Source organism: Brevundimonas sp. GW456-12-10-14-LB3, assembly GCF_059424365.1.
Window position 1 is genome coordinate 1 of sequence record NZ_JBWKZJ010000004.1, and the last position, 26863, is coordinate 26863.

At 66.5% G+C, this 26863-nt stretch carries 28 protein-coding genes and 1 tRNA gene; 15 read left to right on the forward strand and 14 right to left on the reverse strand.

From position 1 onward, the window contains the following. The 3 genes from AC07XS_RS02730 to AC07XS_RS02740 form a co-directional block, all read right to left on the reverse strand. The coding region (locus AC07XS_RS02730) for an Hpt domain-containing protein (RefSeq protein ID WP_182713463.1) at nucleotides 1-711 on the reverse strand (711 nt) is incomplete at its 3' end. Further along, complete coding sequence (locus tag AC07XS_RS02735; protein ID WP_054764668.1) at nucleotides 708-1076, reverse strand: response regulator; 369 nt, start codon at nucleotides 1074-1076, stop codon at nucleotides 708-710. The genes AC07XS_RS02730 and AC07XS_RS02735, both read right to left, overlap by 4 nt. After that, complete coding sequence (locus AC07XS_RS02740; protein WP_082382600.1) at nucleotides 1073-1378, reverse strand: STAS domain-containing protein; 306 nt, start codon at nucleotides 1376-1378, stop codon at nucleotides 1073-1075. Before AC07XS_RS02740 ends, AC07XS_RS02735 begins: the two co-directional genes overlap by 4 nt. A 191-nt stretch (nucleotides 1379-1569) precedes the next feature. Here AC07XS_RS02740 and AC07XS_RS02745 point away from each other — a divergent pair, with 191 nt between their 5' ends. Further along, on the forward strand, nucleotides 1570-3444 hold the full coding sequence (locus AC07XS_RS02745; RefSeq protein WP_082382599.1) for a PAS domain-containing hybrid sensor histidine kinase/response regulator: 1875 nt from the start codon (nucleotides 1570-1572) through the stop codon (nucleotides 3442-3444). Nucleotides 3445-3501: 57 nt separating this feature from the next. Next, entirely contained in the window at nucleotides 3502-4557 is a 1056-nt protein-coding gene (locus AC07XS_RS02750; RefSeq protein WP_182713462.1) for a mechanosensitive ion channel domain-containing protein, read from the forward strand. Nucleotides 4558-4606: 49 nt separating this feature from the next. Here AC07XS_RS02750 and AC07XS_RS02755 read toward each other — a convergent pair whose 3' ends face one another. After that, nucleotides 4607-6712 carry a malate synthase G gene (locus AC07XS_RS02755; protein ID WP_182713461.1) on the reverse strand — a complete coding sequence of 702 codons (2106 nt, stop codon included), beginning with the start codon at nucleotides 6710-6712 and terminating at the stop codon, nucleotides 4607-4609. A 174-nt stretch (nucleotides 6713-6886) separates the two neighbouring features. Here AC07XS_RS02755 and AC07XS_RS02760 point away from each other — a divergent pair, with 174 nt between their 5' ends. Further along, nucleotides 6887-7537, forward strand: a complete 651-nt coding sequence (locus tag AC07XS_RS02760) for a DUF1345 domain-containing protein (RefSeq protein WP_152949446.1) — start codon at nucleotides 6887-6889, stop codon at nucleotides 7535-7537. Between the two features lie 140 nt (nucleotides 7538-7677). After that, entirely contained in the window at nucleotides 7678-8052 is a 375-nt protein-coding gene (locus AC07XS_RS02765; protein ID WP_182713460.1) for a hypothetical protein, read from the forward strand. A gap of 22 nt (nucleotides 8053-8074) precedes the next feature. Here AC07XS_RS02765 and AC07XS_RS02770 read toward each other — a convergent pair whose 3' ends face one another. After that, nucleotides 8075-8230, reverse strand: coding sequence for a hypothetical protein (locus AC07XS_RS02770; protein ID WP_182713469.1), 156 nt, complete (start codon nucleotides 8228-8230; stop codon nucleotides 8075-8077). Between the two features lie 188 nt (nucleotides 8231-8418). Here AC07XS_RS02770 and AC07XS_RS02775 point away from each other — a divergent pair, with 188 nt between their 5' ends. Next, on the forward strand, nucleotides 8419-10062 hold the full coding sequence (locus tag AC07XS_RS02775; RefSeq protein WP_182713459.1) for a peptide chain release factor 3: 1644 nt from the start codon (nucleotides 8419-8421) through the stop codon (nucleotides 10060-10062). On the opposite strand, the gene AC07XS_RS02780 is transcribed toward AC07XS_RS02775, so the two are convergent. Next, entirely contained in the window at nucleotides 10059-10679 is a 621-nt protein-coding gene (locus AC07XS_RS02780) for an SCO family protein (RefSeq protein ID WP_182713458.1), read from the reverse strand. The two genes, AC07XS_RS02775 and AC07XS_RS02780, sit on opposite strands and share 4 nt — an antisense overlap. A gap of 44 nt (nucleotides 10680-10723) precedes the next feature. Between AC07XS_RS02780 and AC07XS_RS02785 the strand changes: the two genes are divergently transcribed. Continuing rightward, nucleotides 10724-12214 carry an ActS/PrrB/RegB family redox-sensitive histidine kinase gene (locus tag AC07XS_RS02785; protein ID WP_321207944.1) on the forward strand — a complete coding sequence of 497 codons (1491 nt, stop codon included), beginning with the start codon at nucleotides 10724-10726 and terminating at the stop codon, nucleotides 12212-12214. A gap of 108 nt (nucleotides 12215-12322) precedes the next feature. Further along, on the forward strand, nucleotides 12323-12880 hold the full coding sequence (locus AC07XS_RS02790) for an ActR/PrrA/RegA family redox response regulator transcription factor (protein WP_054764658.1): 558 nt from the start codon (nucleotides 12323-12325) through the stop codon (nucleotides 12878-12880). Between the two features lie 235 nt (nucleotides 12881-13115). Here the strand turns inward: AC07XS_RS02790 and AC07XS_RS02795 are convergent, their stop codons facing one another. The 3 genes from AC07XS_RS02795 to AC07XS_RS02805 form a co-directional block, all read right to left on the reverse strand. Then, the gene (locus AC07XS_RS02795) at nucleotides 13116-13511 is read right to left on the reverse strand and encodes a type II toxin-antitoxin system PemK/MazF family toxin (RefSeq protein ID WP_182713457.1); all 396 of its coding nucleotides are present in this window, start codon (nucleotides 13509-13511) and stop codon (nucleotides 13116-13118) included. After that, entirely contained in the window at nucleotides 13511-14068 is a 558-nt protein-coding gene (locus AC07XS_RS02800; RefSeq protein WP_182713456.1) for a hypothetical protein, read from the reverse strand. Before AC07XS_RS02800 ends, AC07XS_RS02795 begins: the two co-directional genes overlap by 1 nt. 262 nt (nucleotides 14069-14330) lie before the next feature. Beyond that, nucleotides 14331-14449 (reverse strand) — tRNA-Val (locus AC07XS_RS02805). A gap of 136 nt (nucleotides 14450-14585) precedes the next feature. On the opposite strand from AC07XS_RS02805, the gene AC07XS_RS02810 reads away from it, so the two are divergent. The 5 genes from AC07XS_RS02810 to AC07XS_RS02830 all read left to right on the forward strand — a co-directional run bounded on the left by AC07XS_RS02810 (nucleotide 14586) and on the right by AC07XS_RS02830 (nucleotide 20645). Next, nucleotides 14586-15965: a toll/interleukin-1 receptor domain-containing protein gene (locus AC07XS_RS02810; RefSeq protein ID WP_182713455.1), complete on the forward strand. Its 1380-nt coding sequence runs from the start codon at nucleotides 14586-14588 to the stop codon at nucleotides 15963-15965. Continuing rightward, the gene (locus AC07XS_RS02815; RefSeq protein WP_182713454.1) at nucleotides 15962-17518 is read left to right on the forward strand and encodes an argonaute/piwi family protein; all 1557 of its coding nucleotides are present in this window, start codon (nucleotides 15962-15964) and stop codon (nucleotides 17516-17518) included. The genes AC07XS_RS02810 and AC07XS_RS02815 overlap by 4 nt, the downstream gene beginning before the upstream one ends. A 7-nt stretch (nucleotides 17519-17525) precedes the next feature. Continuing rightward, entirely contained in the window at nucleotides 17526-18278 is a 753-nt protein-coding gene (locus AC07XS_RS02820) for a hypothetical protein (RefSeq protein ID WP_182713453.1), read from the forward strand. 117 nt (nucleotides 18279-18395) lie between these two features. Then, nucleotides 18396-19382 carry a hypothetical protein gene (locus tag AC07XS_RS02825; RefSeq protein ID WP_182713452.1) on the forward strand — a complete coding sequence of 329 codons (987 nt, stop codon included), beginning with the start codon at nucleotides 18396-18398 and terminating at the stop codon, nucleotides 19380-19382. A gap of 111 nt (nucleotides 19383-19493) precedes the next feature. After that, complete coding sequence (locus AC07XS_RS02830) at nucleotides 19494-20645, forward strand: hypothetical protein (RefSeq protein WP_182713451.1); 1152 nt, start codon at nucleotides 19494-19496, stop codon at nucleotides 20643-20645. A gap of 91 nt (nucleotides 20646-20736) precedes the next feature. Here the strand turns inward: AC07XS_RS02830 and AC07XS_RS02835 are convergent, their stop codons facing one another. Both AC07XS_RS02835 and AC07XS_RS02840 read right to left on the reverse strand, forming a co-directional pair. Next, nucleotides 20737-21213 (reverse strand): RusA family crossover junction endodeoxyribonuclease, encoded by a 477-nt coding sequence (locus AC07XS_RS02835; protein ID WP_182713450.1) that lies wholly within the window; start codon nucleotides 21211-21213, stop codon nucleotides 20737-20739. Between the two features lie 19 nt (nucleotides 21214-21232). Beyond that, nucleotides 21233-22465, reverse strand: a complete 1233-nt coding sequence (locus tag AC07XS_RS02840; protein ID WP_182713449.1) for a tyrosine-type recombinase/integrase — start codon at nucleotides 22463-22465, stop codon at nucleotides 21233-21235. Nucleotides 22466-22778: 313 nt separating this feature from the next. Here AC07XS_RS02840 and AC07XS_RS02845 point away from each other — a divergent pair, with 313 nt between their 5' ends. Continuing rightward, nucleotides 22779-23417 carry a hypothetical protein gene (locus tag AC07XS_RS02845; protein ID WP_182713448.1) on the forward strand — a complete coding sequence of 213 codons (639 nt, stop codon included), beginning with the start codon at nucleotides 22779-22781 and terminating at the stop codon, nucleotides 23415-23417. On the opposite strand, the gene AC07XS_RS02850 is transcribed toward AC07XS_RS02845, so the two are convergent. The 3 genes from AC07XS_RS02850 to AC07XS_RS02860 form a co-directional block, all read right to left on the reverse strand. Continuing rightward, nucleotides 23374-24591: a hypothetical protein gene (locus AC07XS_RS02850; protein WP_182713447.1), complete on the reverse strand. Its 1218-nt coding sequence runs from the start codon at nucleotides 24589-24591 to the stop codon at nucleotides 23374-23376. The genes AC07XS_RS02845 and AC07XS_RS02850 overlap by 44 nt on opposite strands. Nucleotides 24592-24731: 140 nt before the next feature. Then, entirely contained in the window at nucleotides 24732-25040 is a 309-nt protein-coding gene (locus AC07XS_RS02855; protein ID WP_182713446.1) for a hypothetical protein, read from the reverse strand. After that, the gene (locus AC07XS_RS02860) at nucleotides 25040-25594 is read right to left on the reverse strand and encodes a GIY-YIG nuclease family protein (protein ID WP_182713445.1); all 555 of its coding nucleotides are present in this window, start codon (nucleotides 25592-25594) and stop codon (nucleotides 25040-25042) included. Before AC07XS_RS02860 ends, AC07XS_RS02855 begins: the two co-directional genes overlap by 1 nt. A gap of 82 nt (nucleotides 25595-25676) precedes the next feature. Here AC07XS_RS02860 and AC07XS_RS02865 point away from each other — a divergent pair, with 82 nt between their 5' ends. Continuing rightward, nucleotides 25677-25928, forward strand: a complete 252-nt coding sequence (locus AC07XS_RS02865; RefSeq protein WP_182713444.1) for a transcriptional regulator — start codon at nucleotides 25677-25679, stop codon at nucleotides 25926-25928. Nucleotides 25929-26274: 346 nt separating this feature from the next. Beyond that, entirely contained in the window at nucleotides 26275-26793 is a 519-nt protein-coding gene (locus AC07XS_RS02870; protein ID WP_182713443.1) for a hypothetical protein, read from the forward strand. The last annotated feature ends 70 nt before the right edge of the window (nucleotides 26794-26863 follow it).

Sequence of the window (26863 nt, forward strand, 5' to 3'; positions counted from 1 at the left end):
GGCTTGGGGAGCCTCTTGCGGGGCGGCGGCTTCGGCGTCCACCGCTTCGATGCTCAGGGTCATCTCGTCCATGACGAAGATGAAGACGTCCTCGATCGCCGAGCGGCCGTGCTCGGTCGTCAGGGTGACGGTCCAGCCCAGATGGAGGTCGGTCGGCTCCATCCGGCTGAGCGGCGGCACCCGCGAGGTATCGACCACCACATGGGCCTCGCCCAGGTCGCGCAGCTCGTTCAGCAGGGCCAGGGGGTTGGCGCCGTTGCGGAAGGCGTCGGCGGGCAGTTCGAACTTCACGCGCCAGGTCGTCGCGCCGGCCTTCGGGGTCTCCGGCGCGGCGGCGCCGTCAGCCTCGCGCACTGCGCGCTCCAGATCGGCCAGCAGGGCGTCGCCTGCGGCGCCGTGATCGCCCGACGGATCCTCCAGCAGCTGTCGCATGTGGTCGCGGGCGGCCAGAACCGCAGAGACCAGATCCGTGGTCGCCGCCACCTCGCCCTTGCGGACCCGGTCGAAGGCGGTTTCGCAATGGTGGGTGAAGCCGGCCAGGGCGTCGAAGCCGAACATGGCCCCCGACCCCTTCAGCGTGTGCAGGCCGCGGAAGACGGCGTCGACCAGATCCCGGTCTTCGGGACGATCCAGCAGGTCCAGCAGGCCCTGTTCGATCAGTTCCAGGTTCTCGCGCGCCTCAACCTGGAAGATGGCGATGGCTTCGTTCATCGGCCCAGCACCTTCTTAGCGATCCGCACCAGCTGGTCGGGATCGAACGGTTTGGTCAGCCAGCCCGTGGCGCCCGCGGCCTTGGCCCGCGCCTTCATGCCCTCGTCGGACTCGGTGGTCAGGAAGACGATCGGCACGCCCATCTGTTCGGGCATGCGGCGCATCTCTTCGATCATGGTCAGGCCGTCCATGACCGGCATGTTCAGATCGGTGATGATCAGGTCGAAGGCGCTGGCCTTGGCCTTGGCGATGCCCTCGGCGCCGTCGCCGGCCTCGGCGACCGAATAGCCGGCGCCGGTCAGGGCGATCTTCAAGGCCATGCGGATGCTGGGCGAGTCGTCAACGGTCAGGATGGAAGCCGTCATTGAACCGATCCTTCATGAAACCAGAACCGCAGGTCGTCCTCGGACGCCTCGGTCAGAAAACCCGCCGCTTCCAGCACCGGGCGAAACGCCTCGCCCGGATGCGCCAGGCTCAAGGTCTTGCCGACGGCCTGGGCCTGACGGCGCGCCGCCTCGATCAGCTGGACGCCGCACAGATCGACGGCCTGATCCTCGACCAGGTCCAGGGTGACGGCGTCGTCCTCTTCGAAGGCGTCCAGAATGGACTGGCGCAGACCCGCGACATTGCGAACCACCAGGGCCGCATCCACCAACACTCGTCTCATCCATCCCCCGCACGGCTATGGCGCTACAACTGGAAGCATCATTGACGTGGATGGTTAAATGCCGCTCAAGCTTGCCATACGCAGATGTACCTAGACTTGCGCGGGCAATATTTCACCGGCCCGATTTACTCCGACTTCATCTCCGTGCGGCATACTGAGGAGCTGAATCGTGTTGAGTGTTTAGGAGTTCAATGTTGAACAGGTTCGCTCCTCAAGCCGAGACGGCTTACGAAGGCGATGCTTTTCACGCCCAACTCGCAGAAGCTTGTCCAGCGAATGTATGGCTGCTTAACCCCTCGGGGCGAATAGTCTACGTCAACAGCGCGGCGCGGCGACTTCGAACTTCCGCTCCGAACGACCCCGCCCAGGATTGGCGCGACATATGGCCGTCCGCCTGCCGCGCCTCGGTGGATCTTGCGGTCAGGGAGGCGCGGGCCGGTCGCGCCTTCTCCTTCCGCGCCCGGCTTTCCAGGTCCGAAGGCGCTGAGGACGGCGCGGGCCTCTATCTGAACACCCTGGTCAGCGCGGTCCGCGACGATCAAGGCCGGATCGTGCGGCTGTTGGCCAAGTCGGAGGACGTGACGGCCGAGACGGAATCGAGCGCCTTTCTGAATACGGTCATCGATGTCCTGCCCCTGGCCCTGACGGTCAAGGACGCCCGGACCGGACGCTTCATCCTGGCCAACAGGGCCGCAGAGACCCTGTTCGACCGGGTGGGGGGCCTGGCGGGGCTGAAGCCCGCCGAGGTCCTGCCTTCGAGCCTGGCCGAATGGACGGCCGCCGCCATGACCAGAGGCCGAGAGACCGCCGTGCATGAGGATCACGGCCGCGGCGGCGTCCGCTATCTGGAGGCGACCAAGGTCGCCACCTATGACGACGACGGTCTGCGCCATCTGATCGGCCTGGCGGAAGACGTGACCCAGAGACAGCGAGACGCAGACGCCCTGCGATCCGCCCTGGAGCAGGCCGAACGCGCCAATCACGCCCGCAGCGCCTTCATATCGAACATCACCCACGAGATCCGCACGCCGCTGAACGGGGTGATCGCCGGCGCCGACCTTCTGGACAGTCGCGCCGACACCGTCGACATCCGCGAGATCGCCGCAATGATTCGGGCCTCGGCGACGTCGCTTCAGCACCGTTTCGAGGATCTGATGGCCGTGTCGCGCATGGGCGCTGCGCCCAGCGCGCCCAAGGCCGGGCCGTTCGAGCCGACCGCCTTCGCCGAACAGCTTGTCGCGCCCCACCGCGCGGCGGCGGAGGCCAAGGGTCTGGCCCTGCATCTCGAGATTTCGCCCGACCTCCCGGCCCGGCTGTTGGGCGACGCGGAGGCCCTGGGGCGCATCCTGACGCCCCTGTTGCAGAATGGACTGAAGTTCACCGACCGGGGCGAGATCCGCCTGAGGATCGAAGGCCGCGAGAACGGCGTGATCCGTTTCGCCTGTCTGGATACGGGCGTCGGCTTCGCGCCTGAAAAGAAGGACGCCCTGTTCACCCCCTTCCATCAGAGCGACGACGCCCTGACGCGGCGCTTCGGCGGCATGGGGCTGGGCCTGGCTCTGGCGCGCGAGCAGGCAAGGGCTATGGGCGGCGAGGTGGACGGCGAACCGCGCGAGGGCGGGGGCTCGGTCTTCTGGCTGGACATCCCCCTCGCCGCCGTCTGCGACGACCCGGGGGCTGCGGCGGCGCAAGGGCGAATGAACGTCCTGGTCGTCGACGATCACCCCACCAACCGGCGGATCGTCGAGATGATGCTGGACGGCGTCGCCGACGTGGTCATGGCGGAGGACGGGGTGGAGGCGGTGGAGGCCGTGGAGCGCGAACGGTTCGACCTGATCCTGATGGACATCCAGATGCCTCGGATGGACGGAATCACGGCGGTCGCTCGCATTCGCGACCGGGAACAGGCTGCGGGTCGGCCGCCGGCGCCCATCATCATGCTGACGGCCAATACCCAGGCGGAGCATGTGGCCGCCTGTCGGGAGGCCGGGGCGAACCGTCACCTGGGCAAGCCCTTCACCTCCGCCGGGCTGTTCGGCGAAATCCAGGCCGTCATGGGTCACTGACGGAAACGCGCGTCATCGCGGGCGGAACCTTGGCCTTTCGCCGCGCGCTTGAGGCGGATGGTCTCTACGATCGAGAAGCTGAACCTGGAGGCGATCGAACAGTCGCCGGTCCTGCGGATCGCCGGCGCCAGCCTGACCCTCGGCGGTCTGGTCGGGGCAGGCGTGATCCTGATCGCCGCCTTCTGCGTCAGCTGGCTGATCACCCGCGCCCTGCGCCGGGTGCGTGAACGGGCGGAACGCAGCCGTCAGGCCCTGTATCTGCTGGAGCGGCTGTCGGGCTATGCGGTCATCATACTGGGCGTCATGGCGGCCCTGTCGACGGCGGGGCTGAACCTGTCGTCCCTGGCCGTCTTCGCCGGCGCCCTGGGCATAGGGGTGGGTCTGGGGCTGCAAGGGGTGGTCAAGGAGTTCGTCTCGGGCCTGTTCCTGATCTTCGACCGGATGGTCTCTGTCGGCGACTATATCGAGATCGAGGACATCGGCATTCGCGGCGCCATCATGGAGATCGGGCCGCGCGCGACGCGGGTCAGGACCAATGACAACGTCAATGTCCTGGTGCCCAATTCGCGGCTGATCGAACAGCCGGTGACCAACTGGACCCTGAAGGGCGACACCCGCCGCATCCACATCCCCTTCGCCGTCGCCTATGGGTCGGATCGGGGCAGGGTGCGCGAGGCGGTGCTGGCCTGCGCCCGGTCCAGCCCCTTCACCCTGCCCGAGACCGAGGCGCGCAAGAGCCAGGTCTGGCTGGTGGGGTTCGGCGACAAGGGCCTGGAGTTCGAACTGCTGGTCTGGCCGACGCGCGAGGCGGTCAAGCGACCGGCGGCCATGCACGCGGCCTATACCTGGCTGATCGCCGACGCCCTGGACGGGGCCGGGATCGAAGTCCCCTTCCCCCAGACCGACCTGCGGATTCGCAGCGCCTTCGGCCTGGAGGGCGACGAGGCGCTGGGCCGGCTGGGTTATGGTCGCGGAACCAAGCCGACGCCCGCCGCGCCCCAGAGGCAGACAGCCGCCAGCAACGACGCCGCCGAGGACTTGATGAAGGCCGAGGATGAAGAAGGCCCGCTGGAGCCCGCGCCGGATAAGCCGCCGGGAAGGACGGGGGATTAGACCATGAAACCCGTCACCCTCGGGCTTGTCCCGAGGGTGACGGAGGGTTTTAACGCTGCCCCTTGGCCCTCAGCCGATAGGCGTGAAGCAGGGGCTCAGTATAGCCGTTCGGCTGCTCCACCCCTTGGAACACCAGGGCGCGGGCCGCCTGATAGGCCAGGCTGGCGTCCGGATCGGGCGCCATGGGACGATACAGCGGGTCGCCGGCGTTCTGGGCGTCCACCTTGGCGGCCATTCTCAGAAGGGCCGCGTCCACCTGTTCGGCCGTGCAGACGCCGTGCAACAGCCAGTTGGCGATATGCTGGGAGCTGATCCGCAGGGTGGCGCGGTCCTCCATCAGGCCGATGTCGTGGATGTCGGGCACCTTGGAGCAGCCGACCCCCTGGTCGATCCAGCGGACGACATAGCCGAGAATGCCCTGGGCGTTATTGTCCAGCTCGGCCTTCACCTCGTCCTCGGACCAGTTGACGCCGTTCGCCAGGGGCGGGGTCAGCAGATCGTCCAGCCCCGGCGTCGGCCGCGTCGCCACCTCGGCCTGGACGGCGAAGACGTCGACCGCGTGATAGTGGAGCGCATGCAGGGTGGCGGCGGTCGGCGACGGGGTCCAGGCGGTGTTGGCGCCGGTCCGCGGATGGGCGATCTTCTGCTCCAGCATGTCGGCCATCCGGTCGGGCGCGGCCCACATGCCCTTGCCGATCTGGGCCTTGCCCGACAGGCCGCATTTCAGGCCGATGGCGACGTTGCGCGCCTCATAGGCGGCGATCCAGGCGCTGGACTTGACGTCGCCCTTTCGCACCACCGGGCCAGCCCGCATGGCGGTGTGGATCTCGTCTCCGGTGCGGTCGAGGAAGCCGGTGTTGATGAAGACGATCCGGTCCCTCACCGCATGGATGCAGGCGGCCAGATTGGCCGAGGTGCGACGCTCCTCATCCATCACCCCGACCTTGATCGTGTGGCGCGGCAGGGCCAACAGATCCTCGACCGCGTCGAACAGACGGTTGGTGAAGCCGCACTCGTCCGGGCCGTGCATCTTGGGCTTGACGATATAGACCGAGCCCGTGGCGCTGTTGCCGAGCCCGCCCAGCCCCTTGATGTCGTAAAGGGCGATCAGGCTGGTCACGACGGCGTCCAGAATCCCCTCCGGGGCTTCGGACCCGTCCGACAGCCGGACGGCCGGAGTGGTCATCAGATGGCCGACGTTGCGCACGAACAGCAGCGAACGGCCCTTCAGCGTCAGGGTCGATCCGTCCGGCGCGGTGAAGGCCCGGTCCGGGTTCAGGCGGCGGGTCAGGGTCTTGCCGCCCTTGTCGAAGGTCTCGACCAGGTCGCCCTTCATCAGACCCAGCCAGTTGCGATAGGCGCAGACCTTGTCCGCCGCATCGACGGCGGCGACCGAATCCTCCAGGTCGCAGATGGTGGTCAGGGCCGATTCCAGCACCACATCGGCGATCCCCGCCGGGTCGCTGCGCCCGACCGGATGGGTGCGGTCGAAGATCACCTCGATATGCAGCCCGTTGTGGCGGAACAGGCGCGAGCCTTCCGTCCGTCCCACGAACTGGGCTGCATCCTTCAGCACGACGGCGTCCGCGTCGGTCAGATCGGACCAGGAACCGTCGGTCAGAGGGACGGCCTCGTCCAGAAACGCCTTGGCGCGGGCCACGACCCGGGCGCCGCGTTCGGGATCATAGCCGCCGCCTTTCGGCAGGTCGCCCAGGGCGTCCGTCCCGTAAAGGGCGTCATACAGACTGCCCCAGCGGGCGTTGGCCGCGTTCAGCAGGAAACGGGCGTTTAGAATCGGGACCACCAGCTGCGGCCCCGCCATCCGGGCGATCTCGGCGTCCACCCCGGTCGTGCCGATGGTGAAGGGCTGAGGCTCTTCAACCAGATAGCCGATCTCGCGCAGGAAGGTCTGGGAGGCGGCGACGTCATAGGGCCGGCCTCGACGCCCGTCGTGCCAGTCGTCGATCCGGGCCTGAAGGGCGTCGCGATGGGCCAGAAGGGCGCGGTTTTCCGGGGCGAACCGGGCGAAGACGGCCGCCGTTCCCGACCAGAAGCCCGCCGGGTCCAGGCCCAGGCCCGGCAGGACCTCCTGTTCGATCAGGGCCGCGAGTTCGGCCGCGACCTGCAATCCAGCGCGATCTTCATAAACGGTCATGGGGAACCCTTTCCGGCGGCGGCCAGGCTGTAACAATGCGTGATCACGTAAGCCGACCACGCCGGGCTTCGCAAGGGTCACGTCGCGTCAGCCCCTTCGCTTTTCGTCTAGGGGGATGCGGGGGGCTCGGTTGCCCCCTTGCCCAGGGCGCGCCCGGCGTCATGATCGGCGGTCATGAGCCTGTTTCGCCCCCTTCGCCTCTACGGCGTTCTCCTCGCCAGCCTGGGGGTGGTGATCGCCGTCGCCCTCTTCACCCCCGTGGCCGACGACGCCTTGACCCGGACGGCCTATGGCTGGATCGCCGGGGTCGCGGTCTTCATCGCCGCCACCCTGGCGCGGATGGCCCGGGCCCAGGACGCCGATGCGATCCGCCGGCGCGCCGCCGCCCTGGATCAGACCGGCGCGGCCGTCCTGCCGCTCAGCCTTCTGGCGGCGGCGGCCAGCGTCGTCGTGGTGGTCGGCGAGGCGCGCAGCCACGGCTCTCCCCTGACGGGCGGCCTGCTGGCCCTTGGGACGGTCGCCCTGTCCTGGACCTTCATCCATCTGATGTTCGCCCTGCACTATGCCCACGCCTTCTATCAGCGGGACCACGAGGGCGGGGACCGCGGCGGCCTGATGTTTCCTGGCGAGACCCAGCCCGACTATTGGGATTTTCTGCATTTCGCCCTGATCATCGGCGTGGCCTGCCAGACGGCTGATGTGCAGATCAGCGACCGGGGCGTCCGTCGGCTGTCCAGCGTCCACAGCCTGACCGCCTTCGTCTTCAACACCGTGATCGTAGCCCTGGCGGTCAATCTGGCGGTGGGCGCCCTGGGTGCGGGGTGATGGGCGCTGGGTGATGGGCGCGGGGTGAGCCCGCCGGTCACAAAGGCTTAACCGCGTCCGTGAACGGGACTGCAAGCCAAGGCGGCTAAAACGGGGATCACGGACGACATCGCGTCCGGATCGCCGAAGGCGTCGCGCCCATGCTGTTTCTTCTGAACGACGTCGTGTTCGACCTGGACGAGGCCTGCCCGGTCACGCCCGCCGACGCGCGCCGGTTCGAGAAGCTGGGCTTCGACTATGTGCTGGAGCTGGGTTGCGAGCTGTTCGCCGAGGATCCGCTGCTGCACCGCAACGATCCCTCACGGGCGCGCCGCCTGGCCTGGCTGATCGCCGAGCGCAGCCCGGACGTCAACGCCGCCCTGTTCGCCGCGCCCGAGGCCGGGTGCAATCCCGATCTGGTCGAGCCGCGCTTCTGCACCCTGCCCGACGCCGTCATGGGACAGCTGCACGACAAGGGCCGTCGCCTCGACGCGATCGCCGCCGATCGCGCCGTCTGGAACCGTCTGGCCGCTTGACGCGGCGGCCTTCAAACCCGCGTCAGAGCGCCGTGAACAGGATGTGCACGACGGCGGCGACGGCGAAGATGAAGCCGAAGCCCATCGCCAGCCCTATGGCCGGGTGCATCTTGCGCGGGCGCTCGTAGGACGAGCGATCGAGGCCCGAAACGCGGTCTTCTGGATGGATCACAGCCATCGTCATTTCCTTTCCCTATGAACCCGGATCGCTCCGGGAGAGGAACGCCCGGCTCTGACGGCCTGATCGCTTCCTCAAAGCCGAGCATGACTCCAATAGCCCCTTATGGCGAGGGGTTATTTGATGTGGCGCAAAGGCGCAGCGCTCCGGCGAGTGACTTTCTGCGCCGGGCGCGCTAGTCGCGCGCCATGTCCTCACTGACCCTGCCTGAAGAAGCCGCGCGCCGGCGCACCTTCGCCATCATCGCCCACCCGGACGCCGGCAAGACGACCTTGACCGAGCATATCCTGCTGGCCGGGGGCGCCATTCGCGCGGCCGGCGCCGTGCGGGCGCGGGGCGAGAACCGCCGCACCCGCTCTGACTGGATGAAGATCGAGAAGGAGCGGGGCATTTCCGTCAGCGCCTCGGTCATGACGTTCGAGCACGACGGCAAGATGTTCAACCTGCTCGATACGCCCGGGCACGAGGACTTCTCGGAAGACACCTATCGCACCCTGACCGCCGCCGACTGCGCCATCATGGTGCTGGACGCCGCCAAGGGGATCGAGCCGCAGACGCTGAAACTGTTCGAGGTCTGTCGTCTTCGGGACATTCCGATCATCACCTTCATCAACAAGCTGGACCGCGAGGCCCAGGACCCGATGGCCCTGCTGGACGACATCGCCTCGCGGCTGCAGCTGGACCCGGCGCCCATCTGGTGGCCGGCCGAGAGCGGCAATCGTCTGCGCGGCATGGTCGAGGTCGGGACCGGCCGGTTCCAGCCCTATGCCCGCAAGGCCGCCGGCGCCGCCGAGGACCCCGACCATCCCCCCGCCCTGCCCCTGGACCAGGCGGCCCACTATTTCGAGGCGGGCGAGCAGGACGCGCTGAGCGAGGCGGTCGAACTGGTCGAGGGCGGCTATCCGGCCTTTGACCGCCAGGCCTTCCTGGAGGGCCATCTGACGCCGGTCCTGTGGGGCTCGGCCCTGCGCCACTTCGGCATAGACGAACTGCTGAAGGCCATCGGCGAGTGGGCCCCGGCGCCCAAGGTGATGAAGGCCAGAAAGGAATCGCCGCCCGAGACCCGCAACGCCCCGCCCGCTGTCGAAACGGTGGTCGATCCCGGCGCTGAAGAAGTCACCGGCTTCGTCTTCAAGGTCCAGGCCAATATGGACCCCAACCACCGCGACCGGATCGCCATGTTCCGCATGGCTTCGGGCGCCTTCAAGCGCGGCATGAAGCTGAAGGTCCAGAACACCGGCAAGTCCCTGTCGGTCAATGCGCCGATCATGTTCTTCGCCTCGGACCGGGAACTGGCCGAGGACGCCTTCGCCGGCGACGTGATCGGCATTCCGAACCACGGGGTGCTGCGGGTCGGCGACAGCCTGTCGGAGAGCGGGGTGGTGCGGTTCGCCGGCCTGCCGAACTTCGCGCCTGAAATCCTGCAACGGGTCCGGGTCAAGGATCCGCTGAAGGCCAAACACCTGAAGAAGGCGCTGGAGGGTCTGGCCGAGGAAGGCGTGACCCAGCTGTTCCGCCCGGAGATCGGGGCCGACTTCATCGTCGGCGCCGTGGGCCAGCTGCAGTTCGAGGTCATGGCCGACCGGCTGGGCGAGGAATACGGCCTGGACGTCGTCTTCGAACCCAGCCCCTATGCCGAGGCCCGCTGGATCGCCCCGACCTCCGACGCGTCCGACGCCGATCTGGAGGACTTCATGGGCAAATACCGCCCCCAGATGGCCCGCGACATCGACCAGGCCCCGGTCTTCCTGGCCAAGTCCAGCTGGGAGACCGGCTATGTCGGCGAACGCTTCCCCAAGGTGGCCTTCACCAAGACCAAGGAGCGGGGTTAGCCCCGCGCCATGGCGTCTTCGATGATCTTTGTCGCCTTGTCAGGCCCCAGGCCATAGGCGACGGCGGAGCGGAATCGGCCGTCGGGCCCCATCAGATAGACGGTCAGCGAATGGTTCATCGTATAGCCCTCCCCCTCGCCGACCTTTTCATAATAGGCCCGGTAGGCCTTGGCCGCCTGGGCCACCTGTTCCGGCGTGCCCGTCAGGCCGATGGTCCCCTTGGGGAAGCCGTCTGAGGACAGATAGTCCTTAAGCTGCTGAGGCGTGTCGCGCTCGGGATCGACGCTGACGAAGACGATCTGGAAATCGTCGGCCTTGTCGCCCAGCCGCTGCTGCACCGCGGCCAGTTCGGCCAGGGTGGTGGGGCAGAATTCGGGGCAGTAGGTGAAGCCGAAGAAGACAAGGCTCCATTTGCCGTTCAGCAGGGTCTGATCGACCGGACGCCCGTCCTGGTTCACCAGTTGGAAGTCGCCGCCGACCAGGGGCTGGCCGGTCGCGCCGATCTCGCCCCGGGTCGCGCTGGGCCGATTGCCGACCACCACCACGGTGACGATGGCCAGGGCGGCGGCGATGGCGAGACAGGCGCCGGCGAACAGCAGGATGGAACGACGCGGCATGACGACCTCTGACGAAAACCTCGGCCCCGGTCTATAGAAGGCCGGTGACCTCGACAGAAGACCACATCGCGCCGCACGGGCGGCCGTCCCTTTCAGAGGGGGCGACCGTGGACAGCGCCCTGTCGCAGCCCGGCCCCGCCGACGGCGCCCGTAGGGGACGCGGCTTTTCCCTGCGGACTTTGATCGTCCTGCGCTGGCTGACCATACTGGGGCAGAGCGCAGCGATCCTGACGGCGTCTCAGGGGCTGCATTTCCCTCTGCCGCTGTGGCCCTGTCTGATCGTCATCGCCGTCAGCGCTGCGGTGAACGTGGGCGCCATGGCGCGGGTGCGGCGGCTGGAGGCCAGCCTGCCGGACGGACGCACCACGGCCCTGCACCTGGGGTTCGACATTTTTCAGCTCAGCCTTCTGCTGGGCCTGACCGGCGGGCTGGAGAACCCCTTCTGTCTGCTGCTGGTGGCGCCGGTGACGATCGCCGCCGCCGCCCTGCCCGCGCGCCAGGCCGTGGCGCTGGGCCTTCTGGCCCTGATCGCCGTGGGGGTGCTGTTCTTCTGGTCTGAGCCCCTGCCCTGGCGTCCGGGAGAGAATTTTCACCTGCCCCTGCTCTATCGGCTGGGCATGGCCATGGCCCTGGTGACCGGTGTGGTCTTCACCGCCGGCTACGCCTGGCGGGTGGCGGCCGACGCCGAGAAGCTGGAGCTGGCCCTGGCCACGACCCAGGACGTGCTGCAGCGCGAACAGAGACTGGCGGCCCTGGGCGGTCTGGCGGCGGCCGCGGCCCATGAGTTGGGCACGCCGCTGGCCACCATCCAGGTCGTAGCCAAGGAACTTCAGCGCGCCTCGGCGCCCGACAGCGACGCCGCCGAGGACGCGGCCCTGATCCTGCAACAGGCCGAACGGTGCCGGGGCATATTGGCCCAGCTGTCGCGCCGACCGGAGGGGGACGACGCCCTGTACGCCGACGTGGCCCTGAAGGCCCTGCTGGAGGAGGTGGTCGAGCCGCACCGGGGCTTCGACCTGGCCTTTGAGGTCCTGGTCAAGACCCCGCCCGGTCAGCCGGCCCCGCGCGTGCGCCGCCTGTCCGAAGTGGTGCACGGCCTGTCGACCCTGGTCGAGAACGCCGCCGACTTCGCCGCCTCCACCGTGCGGGTCCAGGCCCAGGTCGACGCCGGCTGGATCGAGATCGCCATTCTGGACGACGGGCCGGGCTTTCCCAGCGACATCCTGCCCCGGCTGGGCGAGCCCTATGTGACCAGCCGCCCGCACGGCAAGGCGCGCCTGGCCCTGGCGGCCCAGATCGCCGCTGCGGCCTCCGGCGCCGGGCGCGGCGGGCCGGAGACCACGGTCGCCCCCAGCCAGGGCGGCATGGGCCTGGGCTTCTTCATCGCCCGCACCCTGCTGGAGCGGACCGGCGGGGTGGTCAGCGTGGGCCAGGGCCTGCCGCGGCCGGGCGCCGCCCCCGAAGGCCGCGCTCCCCTGCGCGGCGCGCGCGTGGCGGTGCGATGGGCCCGTCCGGCGCTGGAGGTGGCGGCCTGAGCGCGTCCAAACCCCGTCCCCGCCCGTATTGGGTCGAAGCGTCGCAGGCGGCCGCTCGCCCTTGACCGAACGACTTCCGGCCCCGACTTGATTCAGCAGGAGAACAGAATGCCCGAGCTTGAGACCCGCATCGCCGCCCTGCCCGACAAGTCCCTGCTGCTGCTGGACGACGACCAGGCCCTGCGCACCCGGATGGGACGGGCGCTGGAGGCGCGCGGCTTCGAGGTGACCACCGCCGCCTCGGTCGCCGAGGCTCAGCTGCGGCTGAACGAAAAGGCCCCGGCCTTCGCCGTCCTGGACATGCGGCTGGAGGACGGCAACGGGCTGAAGATCGTCGAGGCGGTGCGCGAGCGGCGCGAGGACGCCCGGATCGTGATGCTGACCGGCTACGGCGCCATCGCCACGGCGGTTGCGGCGGTCAAGGCCGGCGCCGTCGATTATCTGTCCAAGCCCGCCGACGCCGACGACGTGGTCAAGGCCCTGCTGGCGAGCGGCGACGCGGCCCCCGAGCCGCCCGAAAACCCGATGAGCGCCGACCGGGTGCGCTGGGAGCATATCCAGCGGGTCTATGAGCTGTGCGACCACAATGTCTCGGAAACCGCCCGCCGCCTTGGCATGCACCGCCGCACCCTGCAACGCATCCTGGCCAAGCGCGCGCCGCGGTAAGGGGCGGCGGGGCCGGGGGCGTGGAGCGCCTCCCGGCTGATTGGGCTTATCTCATTCGTTCTGCACACAAAAACGACAAAGGGCCGCTTTCGCGGCCCCATTTCACGGAAGCGGCGGGCTTGTCATCGCCTTTGCCGCACCGGCTACCCCGAGAGGTAGTCTCGCAAGTCCCATAAGGGAACGGTCTCTATATACGCTCTACGGCCGGAAAATTCAACCTCGTTACGACTGAGCGTCACTCGGCAGGAGGCTGACGAAGGCCCAAAGCGTTTATAACTGCTGCCTGAATCGCTTTGAAGTCCGCTTGGGATATGGCCGGTGCGACGAATTGGCGGCGGGCCACCTGATAGCGATCAAGTCGCGAGAGCGAGACCGTGGCGATCATGTCGCATTTGGCCCAGCACACCACTGCCGCCTTGCCCGGCAAGGGGTTTGCGCTGAGTTGGTGATGGTGATCCTCCATATTGTTGGGTGCGGTTGTCGATAGAGGGACGACCGTGACCAACTGTCGATTTTTGCGGTTGCGGGCAATCACTACGACAGGCCGCACCTTGACCATCTCGGGCAGAACGTAGCCTGCAAAATCGCACATAACGACGGTGCCCGGACGAGGCTGGAACGCGAGGGCCATCAGAACGGAATCTCATCGTTGAGCTCGATGGTGGTCGGCTCAGTCGTGGCCTTGGCGGGCCACTCGGGGGCAGCGATGCGCGCTGCCTCGAGGTCCACGCGCATCGCTTCGCCAGCGGCCCAATAGTTGGTCTGGCGCTTCTCTCGCCAAAGGTTCAGATAAACGTCCACCTTCGGCCACAACACATCCACAAAGGCGCGGCGCGGCGACGTCGCTCGTTCCGACGTGTAAAAGAAGGGCCAATGAGTCTTGGCGAAGGACAGAAGTTCGTCTTCTTCGAAATTCGTAGGATAGTCCGCATCCCCTATGAGATTCAGGGTTCTAACGCCTTCGCTGGCGTCCCAGAACGTCGCCCACGTCCTGTCGGCTGAGTTGTAGTCCGCGACACTGACGCCCGCCGCAACCTTCTGGACAGCGCGTTCAACGACTGTGGTGATGCTCTGTCCCTGAACCCTCGACATGAAATCGAGCATAAACTTGGTTTTGGGGTCCAAACGAAGCGACAGCGTTTCGGTTTTGGCTCGTCTTATCGTCACAGCCATGTCTTGCCAGTTCATGCTACGCCGCCTCACTCAGCGCGACAGAAATGGCAAATGAAGCCCCAGTCCGTCATTGTCAATACATGATGTTGCCGTAATGTTTCGGAAACGAACACACCAGGGTTCTCCTGACGATCAGCCAGGAGCACCGCTGAAAGATGACCGTGGATACGGTGAAGAGGGCCGTTGGGAGGGTTAGGTAGCAAGCCGCTGTAGCAAACGCGCGTATTCGACCGCCCGAGAGCGGTTTCTTCAACGCTATGAATGTCTTGGAAAGGAATGGTGGACGCGACAGGGATTGAACCTGTGACCCCTACGATGTCAACGTAACCACAATCCTCGTGCAAGCCCGTCCTGGCGGCGTTTTCGGTGCTGGCCCTTGCCGTCTGGTGCGCATCCATTGCGATCGATTTCATCTGTTGCTGGTCAGTATCTGGCTATCACCGCCCCGGTTGGGCAGCGAGGTATTCAAGCGGGGGCTGGATAGAAATCGTTTTGCTGGGACAACCGGAGGCGGAACCCTTATCCAGTACATATGGAGAACGGTTCAGCCCCTCGTGATTCGATATTCATCTCTAAGGCGACGCCGGGCGACGACGCGTTCGTGTTGTGGCTGGCCCCGCGGCTGGAAGCGGCAGGCTATCGGGTCTTCGCCGACATCCTGGGCCTCGACGCCGGGGACGAGTGGCGCGGGAAGCTGACGTCGTCACTGCAAGAGCGGGCGGCACGCATGCTGCTGTGCTGCAGCGATGAGACGCTCCAGCGCCGCGGGGTCCGCGAGGAGATCAGCATCGCTGAGGATCTCGTCAAACAGCTCCAGGACCCGAACTTCATCATTCCCCTGCGCCTGAAGCCTTTCAAAAAGGTCTTCGGCATCGGCGGTCTGCAGTATGTGGACTTCTGTTCTGGTTGGGCGCCAGGTCTGACCTCCCTGCTGAAATCACTGGACCGCCAAGGGGTCGTCAAAGCGGGCGGCGGCGTAATCCAGCCGGCCTGGTCGGACTATCAGCGGCGGCTGGCGATCGCCGTGGAGCGTTCGCCCGAGACGCTGACGTCGAACTGGCTGCGCATCATGAGTATGCCCGATGAGATCTCTTATCTGACGCCCACAAGCCCGGCTGACGACGCCCTGCTCGGCCGTCTCGGCCGCAGCTTCAGTTTTCCTCTGGCGCGCTTCGGCCAAGGGTTTCTCGGCTTCGTCTCCCCGCTCGAGATGGAGGAGCATTTCCTCCCCGTGGGCCGGTTCCGGATCGAAGCCCGGATCGGCCTCGAAGACTTCATGTCAGACGGTGCCGCGGATCTGGGTATCAAGAGCCGTGAGGCCCACAGTTTGCTGAACAACCTTCTGCGTCAGGCGTGGGAGAAACACTGCATCCGCGAAGGCTTCTTTGCCCGCGAGTTCTCCGGAGCCACCGCTTTTCACGTCGACGCCAGGAAGCTCGGCTTGGGCAAGCGCGTGAGCTGGGGCCGCCAGGGCGAGCGGCGCAACTCCATGCTGCGCAACAAGGCCAAGAACCGGGTGTGGGAATACGGGGTCAGCGCGACCCCGAGCCTTTTCCCCTACCCCCATTTGAAGCTGAAGGGGCGCGTCCTGTTTTCGGACCTGACTGGGCCAGAGAAGACTGTCGTTATCGCGGACAAGCGCGCGCAGTTCCGCTTGCGCCGGTCCATCTGTTCAGGCTGGCGCAACAAGGCCTGGCACGGGCGGCTGATGGCGTTCATGGAGCTGCTGGCGGGAGAAAGCCCCTATGTGGATCTCGCCGTGGGTTCCGGCGACCGCATCACGCTGGACGCCATGCCGGTTCAGTTCACCGCACCGGTCACTGCGCGCCAGACCCATCAGCTGGGTGAGGATGCCGAAGAAACCGACCGCTCGACTCTGACAGGCTTCCAGGAAGAGGAAGCGGACGCATGACGGTTTTCGCCGAAACCTCGCTGCCAGCCACCTACATCGCAGAGCCCCGCCTGGGTTTCGGGCATGGGCAGGTGTCGGACCATCCCAAGGACGGGCTCTATCTCTACGGCCCGGCAAACGGCCCCGACAGGCCCGACATACGCGTTGGCGTCGTGGGCACCCAGCACGGCCTCACCCTGTTCCGGAAATGGGCTGAGGTCTTGCGCGGTGAAGTAAAAATCCCGGCGCGGGGACGGCGGGACAAGCTGCACCGGCTGCATCTGTCCGACTTTCCCGGACTGGAAGAAGCGTTCGGCCTGCGCCTCGACCCTGCAAAGCTCGTGACCTACGCCATAGACGGCAGCCGGATCGCCGAGACGGTGAATGTCGTCAACCACCATGAGGCGGTCGCGGCGACCGCTGATCTCTTTCTCGCGCCGGTCGAACGGCACGCGGCGCACGAAGAGGTCGCCATCGATGTCTGGGTGTTCGTCGTCCCGGAGATCGTTTTCGAGACCTGCCGCCCGAACATGGGAAAGCGGCGCAAAGGCGATCTCACGCCCGGCGAGCATGGGAAGAAGCAGGCCAGCCGGTCTGATCTGCCCCTTCTGGCGGGCGTCATCGACCAGTCGCTCGAACAAGTGTTCGATGACGTTCCCGACTTCCATCGGCAGATCAAGGCGCGGCTGCTCAAACTGGCTGCGCCCTCTCAGCTCGTGCGGGAGACGACGCTGGCGCCGCAGGAGTTCTTGAACGCCGCCGGCTATCCGCGCCGCGGCACCCAGGACGAGGCGACGGTGGCCTGGAACCTGGCGACCGGCCTCTTCTACAAGACCCAAGGCAGCCCGCCTTGGCGCATCGCGGATATGAGACCGGGCGTCTGCTACGTGGGGCTCGTCTTCAAGCTGCTGCCCAACCACCCCCAGGACTACGTGTGCTGCGCCGCCCAGATGTTCCTGAGCGAGGGCGACGGCGTGGTTTTCCGCGGAGCGAACGGACCCTGGCAGACGCAGGAGAAGGAGTTTCATCTCCCCGCAGCCGTTGCGAAAAACCTCCTCACCATGGTGGTGGAGACGTACAAGTCGAAGTTCGGCGCCTACCCCGCGGAGCTCTTCATTCATGGCCGCACGAGCTTCAACGATGAGGAGTGGGAAGCCTTTGTGGAAGCCGCGCCGCAGGAGACCAATGTCGTCGGCGTCCGCATCAAGTCGACCTACGGGGAAACCAAGCTTTTCCGCGACGGCGACTATCCCTGCCTGCGGGGCACAGCGCTGATCCTGGGTGATCGCGACGCCTATCTGTGGGCATCGGGGTATGCGCCGCGGATCGACACCTATCTCGGCCCCGAGACGCCCAACCCTCTCTACGTGACGGTGTTGAGGTCCTCAAACGGACTGCCCCAGATCGGCGCGGTGCTTACCGACATTCTGGGTTTGACCAAGATCAACTACAACGCCTGCAACTTCAGCGACGCCATGCCTGTGACAATCCGGTTTGCGGACAAGGTCGGGGACATCCTGGTCATGGGCAGTGCTGCAGGCGCCGAGAAACAACCATTCAAATTCTACATCTGAGGCCGCTTTGACGATGACGCCGATTGAGGATGATGCCTTTGCTCCTGGATCCCTAACCCTCTACCTGAACAACCGCGAGCCGGTCAGCGCCGCGCAGCTAAGCGAGGTTCTGAAGGCTCTGGCGTCGGAGTACAAACGTCAGACCAGAGGCGGCGAACTCCTCGTCGCGCGGGCGGAAAGCGGCTCACTAAAGATCATTCTCAAGGTTCTGAAGGCCGGCTTCACCATCGCCGCCGTGGCCGTCACCCTTCACGATTTCGCTGAGATCGTCAGCAAGCATGTGACCCTGACCCGTGAGCACGGAGTCGATCAGGCCAGCCGCGCCGCTGGCAACCGGTCGGCCGTGGAGATCTTTCAGCTCGCCGCTCAGTCAGACAGCGATGTGCGCTTCGAGTATTCCGGTCCCAATGGAGAAACCCTGCGCGCTGAGTTCACGGCGTCCGACGCGAGACGTGCGGTCGAGCATCCCCGGCGATCTTATAAGGCTGGCGCAGTTGGAGCAGGGGGTGCGGCCGGGCGGCCTAACCGGCAGGTGCCAGCGCCGTCTGGCGGCGACGCCGCCTGGATGGATCCCTTCATCCGCGACTTGAAGCGAGGCCCCGGCGGGGAGCTCACCGAAGACAATCAAACGCTTCTGGCCATCGCGATCGAAGCGCTCCGGCGGCACGGCCCGCCAGAAGCGCTGACGGATTTCGCCCGTCGGCTGGACAAGGCCGGGTTCCGTAAGGAGGCGGCGATCGCCCGTCAGGCCGCCCGCTAACAGGAGTGCGGCCCGCCCGGCGAACGACCGCGCCTGAGGCCGTGCCCTTGCGTGATGGCTTAAGATCAGGCCTCCTTCGCAAAGGGTAAACCTCAGCCTTCGACCGTGGAGCGATCGATGCTTGCTGCTCTGGCGGTCGTACTGCTGACCTATCAGTCAGCCGGCTTGATCGAGACCTGTGAGCAAAACCTGCTGTCTTATGCGGACTGGGTTGGAACGCCGGACACCCAATGGACGACAGAAATCACTGGTGCCGCAGGCCATCTGACGTTTGTGGGCGTCAAGCACTCTCGCGATCCCGACGACAGTCAGTTCGTGATGATCAAGGAAACGTTTGCCCGAGCCCGGCCGACCCTGGTGTTCTATGTGGGGCCTGACCGTGGCATCGGGACCGATGGGCCAGGCACCATCCGGACACGAGGGGAGAGCGGCTTCGTACGCTGGCTCGCTTCCGACGCAGACTTGCCGACACGTAGCCTTGAGCCGCCGCCCATCGATCTGTTCATCGGGCTGACGGAAAACTATCCGCCCGATCAGGTCGAACTCTTCTTCGTCTTGCGAGAGGCGGCTCGCCTGCGGGACCGGGAAGGGCTGCAAGGGCCTGCTCTCGACGATGCGGTGTCCTCGCTGCTCAGCCGGCTGCAATCTGCGGTCGGCGCCATGGCGCTTCCTTTCGCCACCATCGAGGAACTCGACGCCGCCTACGCTACGTACTGGGCAGACGGTACTGATTGGCGGTCGGCTCCTGGTTCCTGGTTCGATCCGACGGCGGACGACGAACAGACAGGCGGCCGCTTTATGGCGACGCTCAATGCCGCTTCCAGCGAGCGGAGAAACGTCTTCATGTACCGCGCGTTGGCGACCGCGACACGGTCGGGCGAGCGGGTCTACGCCGCCGTCGGTCGAAACCACGTCCCTATGCTGAGAGAGGTGCTCCGCTGCGCCATCACTGCCGGGTCGAGTGAAGGTCCATTCCGGTCGTTAGCGGACCCCTGCGTCGCCTTCGACCGAACGTCCAGTTCTTGCTGCGCTGCGAATATCCCCCAACTGGCGCTGAACGCCGCTGGAAACCACGGCGGCGCACCCCCAGATGACAGGGCTTAGGCACCGATCGCCTTAGGCCGGTCGGCTCGAGGTCAGACGGTCGCCTGTGAACACGTCGGCAGCCGTTCGCTCGGAGCCGCCCCATCCTGAGGTCCCCATCTGGAGTTCCCTGTGACCCCTGCACCGGATTTTGACGGCCTTCAGGTCTGGCTGCCCCAAGTCGGTGCCCTGCGCCCCGGCGACATTCTCTTGACTCGACATGTCTATGGATCCGACCGCAAGGGCGACCGGATCGCGACAGCAATCCGGACCTTCACTGGTGGTGATTTCGATCACGCGGCTATCTGCACGTCTCCGCCGACCTTTGCCGAGGCAGGCATGGCCGGGGTTAGCACCCTGTCACTTCATCGGTGTTTCGCGTTCGACCTAGCCCATGTTCGCATCCTGCGGTGGCCGGACGCAGCCGTCGCCAAACGCGCGGCATCGCTGGCCCAGGTGGAGGTCGGGCGGGTCTATTCAAAGGGCCGTGCCATCGCCTCAGCCTTCCCGGACATCTTGGCGGATACGATCACCGACCGTGGGGTCTTTTGTTCCTCCCTCGTCGCCCTCGTCTTCCGCGCGGCGGGGGCCGAGCCGTTCACGTCGGTCCGACCTGACAGGGTGACGCCGGCCGGGTTGTTGAAGATCCCCGGCCTAGTCGACGTCACCGCGCAAATTTTCCGTGAGGGCCTGGCCCCCGGCAATGCAGAGCTGCTCAACGCCCTCGACGGCGACCGGGTATGGTCGCCGTCCGATGAGCAAACGGCGGTGGCCCAGGCCTATGCCCAAGCACTGCTGCCGATCGCCGATCAAATCGTTGCGAAGTTTCCCGAGGCCGGGCTCACGCGCCCGGAAACCTTTTTCGGCGTGATCCAGTTCCTTATCGACGCCCTGCAGGCGGTTCCCGACGTTGGCGAGACACGACGAGAGGCGTTTGAGGCCGCGGTCCACACGCTCGACGAGGCAACGGGCGTCCAGATGGACGACGGGCGTCTCGCTGCGGTGCTGGACGAATACCGCAGGCTCGAGGCGGATTCGCTGCGGGATATGATGGCGCGGTCTCGGGAGGCCGCACCCGACATCGATCTGGACGCACTTCAGCAAATCATCACAGGGAGAGAGGCCAGCCTGATTGATCGCCATGCTGCGCTCCGGAGTTTCGAGCCCTGGTGTGACCGGCTCGGCGCCGTCGCTCGGTGGCATGCTTCAGACGCCTCGGTCGTCCGAGACCTTGAGGCCAGTCTGGCGGTCAACAAATCTGTCTTGTCGCTGTTCCGGCCGTGACATGAACACAAGCGCGAGGACGCAGGTTCGGCAGAAACCCGGGTGAGCGTAACCCGCGAAAAATCTGCACGATGGCCATGAGGTCGGAAGGCTATACCTCGTGAATGCACACCAACGTTTCCGCCAGTTCGCCATAAGCCTTTGAGGCGGTGATCTCGACGACCAGAACATCATCCCGGATTACCACGCGGCTGCAGCCGTCAATCACCGACTTCACCACGTTGTCCAGGTCGGGGTATTTCGTTGGCTTGATGCGCCCGGCGATCATCTCCTTCCGCTTCCTGGCGCTGTGCGATTTGGCCGGCTCGGTGATGACTTCGATGCGAATCGACACCGGTCCTTCGAAACGCGCTTGGTCGCCGAGCGCCGCTTCGGCATGCAGGCGGACCCAGTTCTCGAACGTCGCCGTGACCGAGTCCTTATACATCTGGGACCGGCCGGCGAACGACCTCACTTGCGGCCGCGCTTTGGCGCGCGCCTCGCCCGGGACCACAAAATTCAAGGTTCGCGGATGTCCCGCCACCGGGCCCACTTCACGCCGCTTCGCTCCTACGTTCTGATCCTTCATTAAGAATATCCTCCAATCGCTAAGCCTCCGCGCGGCCCCCGCGGGCGAGCGCGCGGCCAACGTCAGACTGGTGATCCGGCCGGTGGTGGCCGTAGTGCTTTTCGAGTGTCCGAACCGTCATCCCCAGGTACTGCGCCGCCCGCGACAACGGCACGTTGGCCTCCATGAGCCACGTCGCGCAGGTGTGGCGCTGCCAGTGCGGCGTGACCTCCTGGGGAAGCCCTGCATCGGCGACGATCCCTTCGTAACCGGTGCGGACCCGGCCTTTCAGAGACCGCCCGCCGTGGTGCAGGACCGTTTCGACGGGGGTCAGCCCGTGCTCGGCGCGCCCGGCGTTCAGCGCGTCGTCCTGGCGGCGCCACCGGCGCAGGTGGGCGAGGAGCCGTTTGGGGATGCGGTGCATCGGACGGCGCTTGTTCGGCTTGTCCGGTTCGCGCCGCCCGCGGCGGAAGATCCAGCCCCGGTCCAAATCCACCCAGGCGCTGTCGTCTGACGGCGACCACCGCAGCTTGGGAAGCACGCCGGGGCGGCTGCCGGTGTAGACGCCCAGCAGCACAAAGCGCGTCAGGTGCGCGCGGTTCGACCGCGTGGAGGCGGCGGCCGGCTCCCAGCGTCCATCGCGGAACCGCGCGCCACGCGCCGCGCGCAACAGGGCCGCGACCTGGGCGCGGCTGAGCGCGTCGCGGGTGCTTTCGCCCCCCGTTTCCGGATAGGTGAACGTCACCTTGCGGGTCAGAGGATGCTCGGCGGCCCACCAGCTCGTCGCCGCCGACAAATCTTCGAGCTCACGGCGCGCCCCCGCCGCCGACACCAGCCGCGCGCGCGACGGGTCTTTAAACGACTTGACTGGCTGTTGAACGCGATGAGCGACATAGGCCAGACAGGTGCTGCGGCGCACGTCGCCCAATGTCCGCCCCGACCACCAGTCGAGGATCGCGCCGAGCCGAGCCGCCACCGCCTTGGGATCGGCGGCCTTGGGCGCCTTCTCCAGAGCGTAGAGGGCGACCACCTCGTCGATCAGGACGTCTTCAGGATCCTGGGCCCGTCCCTTGGGGCGCAGGGCCGCCTGCCGGGCCGTGACATACTCCGCTAGGGCGATTTCAGCTTCTTCAAGGCGCTCCGGGCCGCAGCCCGTGCTGATGTTCTTATCGCCGTCGCGGATGAAGTAGACGGGGGCGAGCGGACGTCCGGTGCGCCGGTCGACCCGCCCTGTGCGGAGGTAGAGGCGCGCGCCTTTTCGCGGCCTACCCATTCTTGGACCTCGAACAAGCCGCGCACAGCCGCGGGCGTGACCCACCATTGGCCCAGCCGTTTGACCGCGCGCAGGTGGCCTTGTCGTATGGCGGTCCGGAACGACGTGAGCGTGAGCGGCCCGTCGGGGTAAAACAGATCGAGCGCTTCACGGAGCGTGAGCGGTTCCTCGTCACCCCAGTCGGCGGGGGAGGGGCGGCGTTGAATGCGCGGTGAAGGACCAGCGCGCTGGACGCCGGGGACTTTTTCTGGGTATGACACAGATTGAACAGTCTCCCTGATGACGCGCCGGCTGGCGCTGGAGTGAGAATCGCATGGCCCGGCTGCCTGCCCTGGTCGACGCCGTGGCGGCGATCGACGACCGTCCGCGAGGCGCGGTTGATCACGTCGCAAGAGCGGTTCGCGAAGCCGGCATGATCCAGACGACCAAGCGGGGCCGTGGAGCCTCCGAGATGACGGCTCGGGATGCAGCGGCTCTGATCCTGGGCTTCTACGGCGCAGTCCAGCCCGCTCAAGCGGCCCAGGCCGCTCAGGAGCTCGCGGATGCGGTCTTCTGGCTCGACACCGGCGCCCTGACCGCGCCGGAGCTGGCGGGGTTCAAGCGCGCGGCCACCCTCGGTGAGGCTTTGGCGTGCATGATTGAGCTGGGCGGCCTTATGGATCCGGCCGCTAACGTCCGGGAGAGTGACCGGCCCAGCGGCTTTGCCGTCGTGGGAGGAGACGGATCCGGCTACGCTGCCCTCGCTACGCTCGAGCGGCCGCACGGGATCTCCACCCTCACCCTCGCCCGGGGAACCGGACGAGGGACCAGGGTGGCGTCCAGGACCTTCGTCCTGCGCGATGAGGCCGAGCGCGGCTTCGAGGACGTCGCTCCCGTGCAGACGACGATCAGGCTGCACACGCGTGTGTTCAGCGCTCTTCATCGGACGCTTTTCCCGGACGGCCCTTCGTGACCGGCGGACCTTCCGGCGTTTCGGCCTTGGGCAGATCGCCGATGTAGATGCGGCGGGCGCCGTCGACGATGATCTCGCCCGTCAGACCCGACACCTGCTCCAGGCGGCGGCGTTCGCGCTTCTCCATCGCCCGGTCGGCCAGTTCGGAATCCTTGGCCAGATAGTGCTTCAGCGTGTGGTGCACCGTCGCAAGATTGTGCGAGGTGATGGAGGCGATCTCCGGGATGTTGCAGCCCGACAAGGCCAGTTCCAGCACCACCGTGTGACGCAGCTGACGCAGCTGCAGCTTCGGGTCGAAGCCCTTCAGCTGGCGGCGCAGCCGCGTGAACGCCTTGGTCAGCTGGACCCCCGTGAAGGGTTTCCCGTCCTCGGCGCTGGGGAACATGTAGGCGCCATGCTCGTAGGTCGCGTCCAGCACGGCGCGGGCCCGCGGGTTCTTCACCTCGATGCGGATCTCGCGCCCCGTCTTGACGCATTTGTAGAAGAAGCAGCCGTTTTCGTACTGATAGCCGTACCGGAAGAAGCGCACGCTCTGCAGACGCTGTCCGATCTCCCACTGGGTCAGGATCAGGCGCGCCAGACCCCGCTCCCCGTCGGTGATCGCCTGGGTGACGGCGCAGCGCAGATTATCCGCCGTCCACACCCGCAGTTCAGACTCGGGCAGGGCGCAGCTGTAGTTCAGCGTCAAGGCGGGATCGCGCCAGTTTTCACGGACCGCCTTCTCCAGCAGGCGGCGCGTTTCCAGGTAGAGCGCCTTGCGCCGGTATGGACTGACGACCCGCTTCAGGAAGATGCGGTCGATCTGCGATTCCAGGATGATGGACGGCGCCAGCGCCGGATCCCAGCCCAGAAGCTCGACGATCCGCTTCTGGGTGGACGCATAGGTAGCGCGCGACGCCGGCTTCAGGCCCTGCCAGTTGGAGTGTTCACGGCGCAGCGCGATCAGCTCTTCCCAAGAGCGTTCGATCTTCGGCGGCCGCGGCAGTTCGGCAGCTTCGAGCGCACGCAGCTGCCCGAGCTGGCGGAAGAGGGCCTCGGCCTGACGTTCGACTTCCGCCTCCATCTGCGGGGTCATGTCGGCCAGCTTCACCCCGTCGCGGCCGTTGACCAGGATCGTGCGGGTGGGGGGCCAGTCCTCCGGGCGGTTACGGCGCACCTCGAAGCGAAACTTCACGATGCCGCCTTTGCGCGGGCGCAAAGTCACGCAGGGTCCGTAGTTCTTCATTTTCAATCCTCCTTGTTCGTGCTCATCTCCTTTCATTCTGTGTGTTGCCCAGAATGATGGTCGTGGTGTATTCTGTGTGTTGCCCATAATCAAGCCTGTTTTTGACGGCGCTGGCGCAGCGCCTCCAGCCGTTGCTCGATTGCAACACTGATCGAGTCGGGCTGGCGGGCGGCGGCAAGGGCCTGGACGACGTCGGCCCTCAGGAAGAGCGCTTGGCGCGCCTGGTCGACCGGAGGCGGCAGGCGTCCGCACTGGATGCGGCGCCAAAGGGTGGCCCGCGAGATGCGGGCCAGCGCCAAAACTTCACCGGTGGTCATCCGCTCGACGCCGGGGGCGGCTTGGGGTGCGGCGGCGGACGGGGCGGCGGGGCCCTGATGGATGCTTGAGGACGGGCGCATCAGTTCAGCGCCTTCTGCTCGAAGGGCAGGCCGCGCATCCGGCGGCGCAGGATCAGCACGGTTTCGGCCGAAGCCTTGGTGTGGCGCCCGGCGATGTTCAGAAGCGGGTCCTGGAGCGCGATCAGCGTCTTCTCCTCCACCAGCGCATGCGGCGCGCTGCGCACCGCAATGGAAATGTGGTCGTTGATCCAATCGGACAGGATCAGCTCGCTGCGGGGCTCGAACGAAAAGCCGCGGCGCCCGCTCGGGCGGGCCTCAAGCTTCAGCTCCTCGGCGAGCACCGCGCCCAGGCTCTGGCGGAAGGTCGAGCGCGCCGTGTCGTTCGACAGGTGGCACTTCAGACGGCGGCGCAGGCTGTCGTCGGTCGCGCCCAGGTAGAGGATGGCGCGCTTGCCTAGGCGCAGAGGGTCCAGACGCAGGCGGGCGCGGTCGAGGGCCGGCTGCAGCGCTTCGGGATGATCCAGGAGCATGGCGTAGACGCCACCCGCCTCGGGGATCTGGTGGATGAACTGACGGATCGCCCCGGAGGGCTGAATCAGGTAAGACGAAAGCATGGCGATGTGAGCTCCTTTTGCCCATATGGGCGATTTGCGCCCACAGGGCCGCGAGCTACACCGCTTTTCCGGAAGAGTCAATATGCGCCCAGATGGGCAAAATACGCCCACGGCCGCTCAGGTGGCGGCGGCCCGCGCCGCCACCGGTCTGTCGGTCGCGGCCCTGGCGGAGCGCTCCGGCCTGGGGGTCAACACCATCCGGCGGGCCGAGGCGTCGGGGGCTTCGGTCCTGACCGGCGTCAACGCCGCGCGGCTGGTGCAGACCTTCGAAGAGCTGGGCGTCGTCTTCCTGGACGCCGACGGCTACGGACCCGGCCTGCGCATCCGCAGCTGATCGCGGCGCCGCCCGGCGCTGGAGCCGCCGCGCGCGGCGTCTGACGCCGGCGCAAGCCGCCGGACAGCGGCTCCTCCCCTGAGTCCGGCGCCGAGTCCGGCGCTCTCCTCCCCGGCTTGCGAAATCCTCAGACGGCTCCGCCGCTTAGGCCGCCCGCCCGTGCGCGCTGGACTCTAATTCCGGGTTCATTTGCTGTCCGCACGAGTTGAGTAAAAACAAGGAGTTACCAACAACGAAAACGCCCGCCTGTCTCAAGCCGTCTCACTCAGCCTCGCGCCGCCTCACTCGAGTCCGCGACTTCTACAACGCCTGCTCGTCTGATCGACGCCCCACGAAAGGACCATGAATGTCTTCCGGCATTATCCAGAATCTCGCGCACTCGGTGCGCACCATCGCCGAACACCCTGACGCGTCTGCCCGCTTTGGAATGGCCGTCGGCCTCATCTGCGACATCTCCCTTCAGAGCGATCTCGACGGCCTGTGGATCGCCGTCGAGCGCGGCGTGCTGGACTACGATCATCCGACCGACGAGCAAGACTTCGCACGCGGCCTGGGAGTCCCGCGCGTCCGCAACGAGGTCGGCGAAGTCATCGACCTTTTGGTCGCTGAAACGGATTGGCTCGGCCACGGGTATGTGGAGCTCGCCCGCGAGATCGCGCTCCTGGAAGATCCCGAAGCCCGCGTTGTGGTGTTGGAAGCTGCGGCGGTCCGGCTGATTGGAGATGGTGAAGACCCCCTTGACGACCTTTTGGCCCAAGTCGCCCGCGCCCGTTGCGGCGGGCTAGGCATCGATCAGCTGGGCATCCCACTTGCAGCTCAGCCCCGCGCGAAGGCGGTCGAAGGCGACATGAAGGTGGGGCGCTGATGGCTAAGCTCTCTTCTCCCTCCAATCCGGCCAAGGGCGCCGGCAATGGCTTCCTGCCGTCCCCCTATCG

Coding starts and splice junctions, on each gene's coding strand:
- AC07XS_RS02735 (WP_054764668.1), bottom strand. CDS start 1,076: ATGACGGCTTCCATCCTGACCGTTGACGACTCGCCCAGCATCCGCATG.
- AC07XS_RS02740 (WP_082382600.1), bottom strand. CDS start 1,378: ATGAGACGAGTGTTGGTGGATGCGGCCCTGGTGGTTCGCAATGTCGCG.
- AC07XS_RS02745 (WP_082382599.1), top strand. CDS start 1,570: ATGTTGAACAGGTTCGCTCCTCAAGCCGAGACGGCTTACGAAGGCGAT.
- AC07XS_RS02750 (WP_182713462.1), top strand. CDS start 3,502: ATGGTCTCTACGATCGAGAAGCTGAACCTGGAGGCGATCGAACAGTCG.
- AC07XS_RS02755 (WP_182713461.1), bottom strand. CDS start 6,712: ATGACCGTTTATGAAGATCGCGCTGGATTGCAGGTCGCGGCCGAACTC.
- AC07XS_RS02760 (WP_152949446.1), top strand. CDS start 6,887: ATGAGCCTGTTTCGCCCCCTTCGCCTCTACGGCGTTCTCCTCGCCAGC.
- AC07XS_RS02765 (WP_182713460.1), top strand. CDS start 7,678: ATGCTGTTTCTTCTGAACGACGTCGTGTTCGACCTGGACGAGGCCTGC.
- AC07XS_RS02770 (WP_182713469.1), bottom strand. CDS start 8,230: ATGGCTGTGATCCATCCAGAAGACCGCGTTTCGGGCCTCGATCGCTCG.
- AC07XS_RS02775 (WP_182713459.1), top strand. CDS start 8,419: ATGTCCTCACTGACCCTGCCTGAAGAAGCCGCGCGCCGGCGCACCTTC.
- AC07XS_RS02780 (WP_182713458.1), bottom strand. CDS start 10,679: ATGCCGCGTCGTTCCATCCTGCTGTTCGCCGGCGCCTGTCTCGCCATC.
- AC07XS_RS02790 (WP_054764658.1), top strand. CDS start 12,323: ATGCCCGAGCTTGAGACCCGCATCGCCGCCCTGCCCGACAAGTCCCTG.
- AC07XS_RS02795 (WP_182713457.1), bottom strand. CDS start 13,511: ATGGCCCTCGCGTTCCAGCCTCGTCCGGGCACCGTCGTTATGTGCGAT.
- AC07XS_RS02800 (WP_182713456.1), bottom strand. CDS start 14,068: ATGAACTGGCAAGACATGGCTGTGACGATAAGACGAGCCAAAACCGAA.
- AC07XS_RS02810 (WP_182713455.1), top strand. CDS start 14,586: ATGGAGAACGGTTCAGCCCCTCGTGATTCGATATTCATCTCTAAGGCG.
- AC07XS_RS02815 (WP_182713454.1), top strand. CDS start 15,962: ATGACGGTTTTCGCCGAAACCTCGCTGCCAGCCACCTACATCGCAGAG.
- AC07XS_RS02825 (WP_182713452.1), top strand. CDS start 18,396: ATGCTTGCTGCTCTGGCGGTCGTACTGCTGACCTATCAGTCAGCCGGC.
- AC07XS_RS02835 (WP_182713450.1), bottom strand. CDS start 21,213: ATGAAGGATCAGAACGTAGGAGCGAAGCGGCGTGAAGTGGGCCCGGTG.
- AC07XS_RS02840 (WP_182713449.1), bottom strand. CDS start 22,465: ATGGGTAGGCCGCGAAAAGGCGCGCGCCTCTACCTCCGCACAGGGCGG.
- AC07XS_RS02845 (WP_182713448.1), top strand. CDS start 22,779: ATGGCCCGGCTGCCTGCCCTGGTCGACGCCGTGGCGGCGATCGACGAC.
- AC07XS_RS02855 (WP_182713446.1), bottom strand. CDS start 25,040: ATGCGCCCGTCCTCAAGCATCCATCAGGGCCCCGCCGCCCCGTCCGCC.
- AC07XS_RS02860 (WP_182713445.1), bottom strand. CDS start 25,594: ATGCTTTCGTCTTACCTGATTCAGCCCTCCGGGGCGATCCGTCAGTTC.
- AC07XS_RS02865 (WP_182713444.1), top strand. CDS start 25,677: ATGCGCCCAGATGGGCAAAATACGCCCACGGCCGCTCAGGTGGCGGCG.
- AC07XS_RS02870 (WP_182713443.1), top strand. CDS start 26,275: ATGTCTTCCGGCATTATCCAGAATCTCGCGCACTCGGTGCGCACCATC.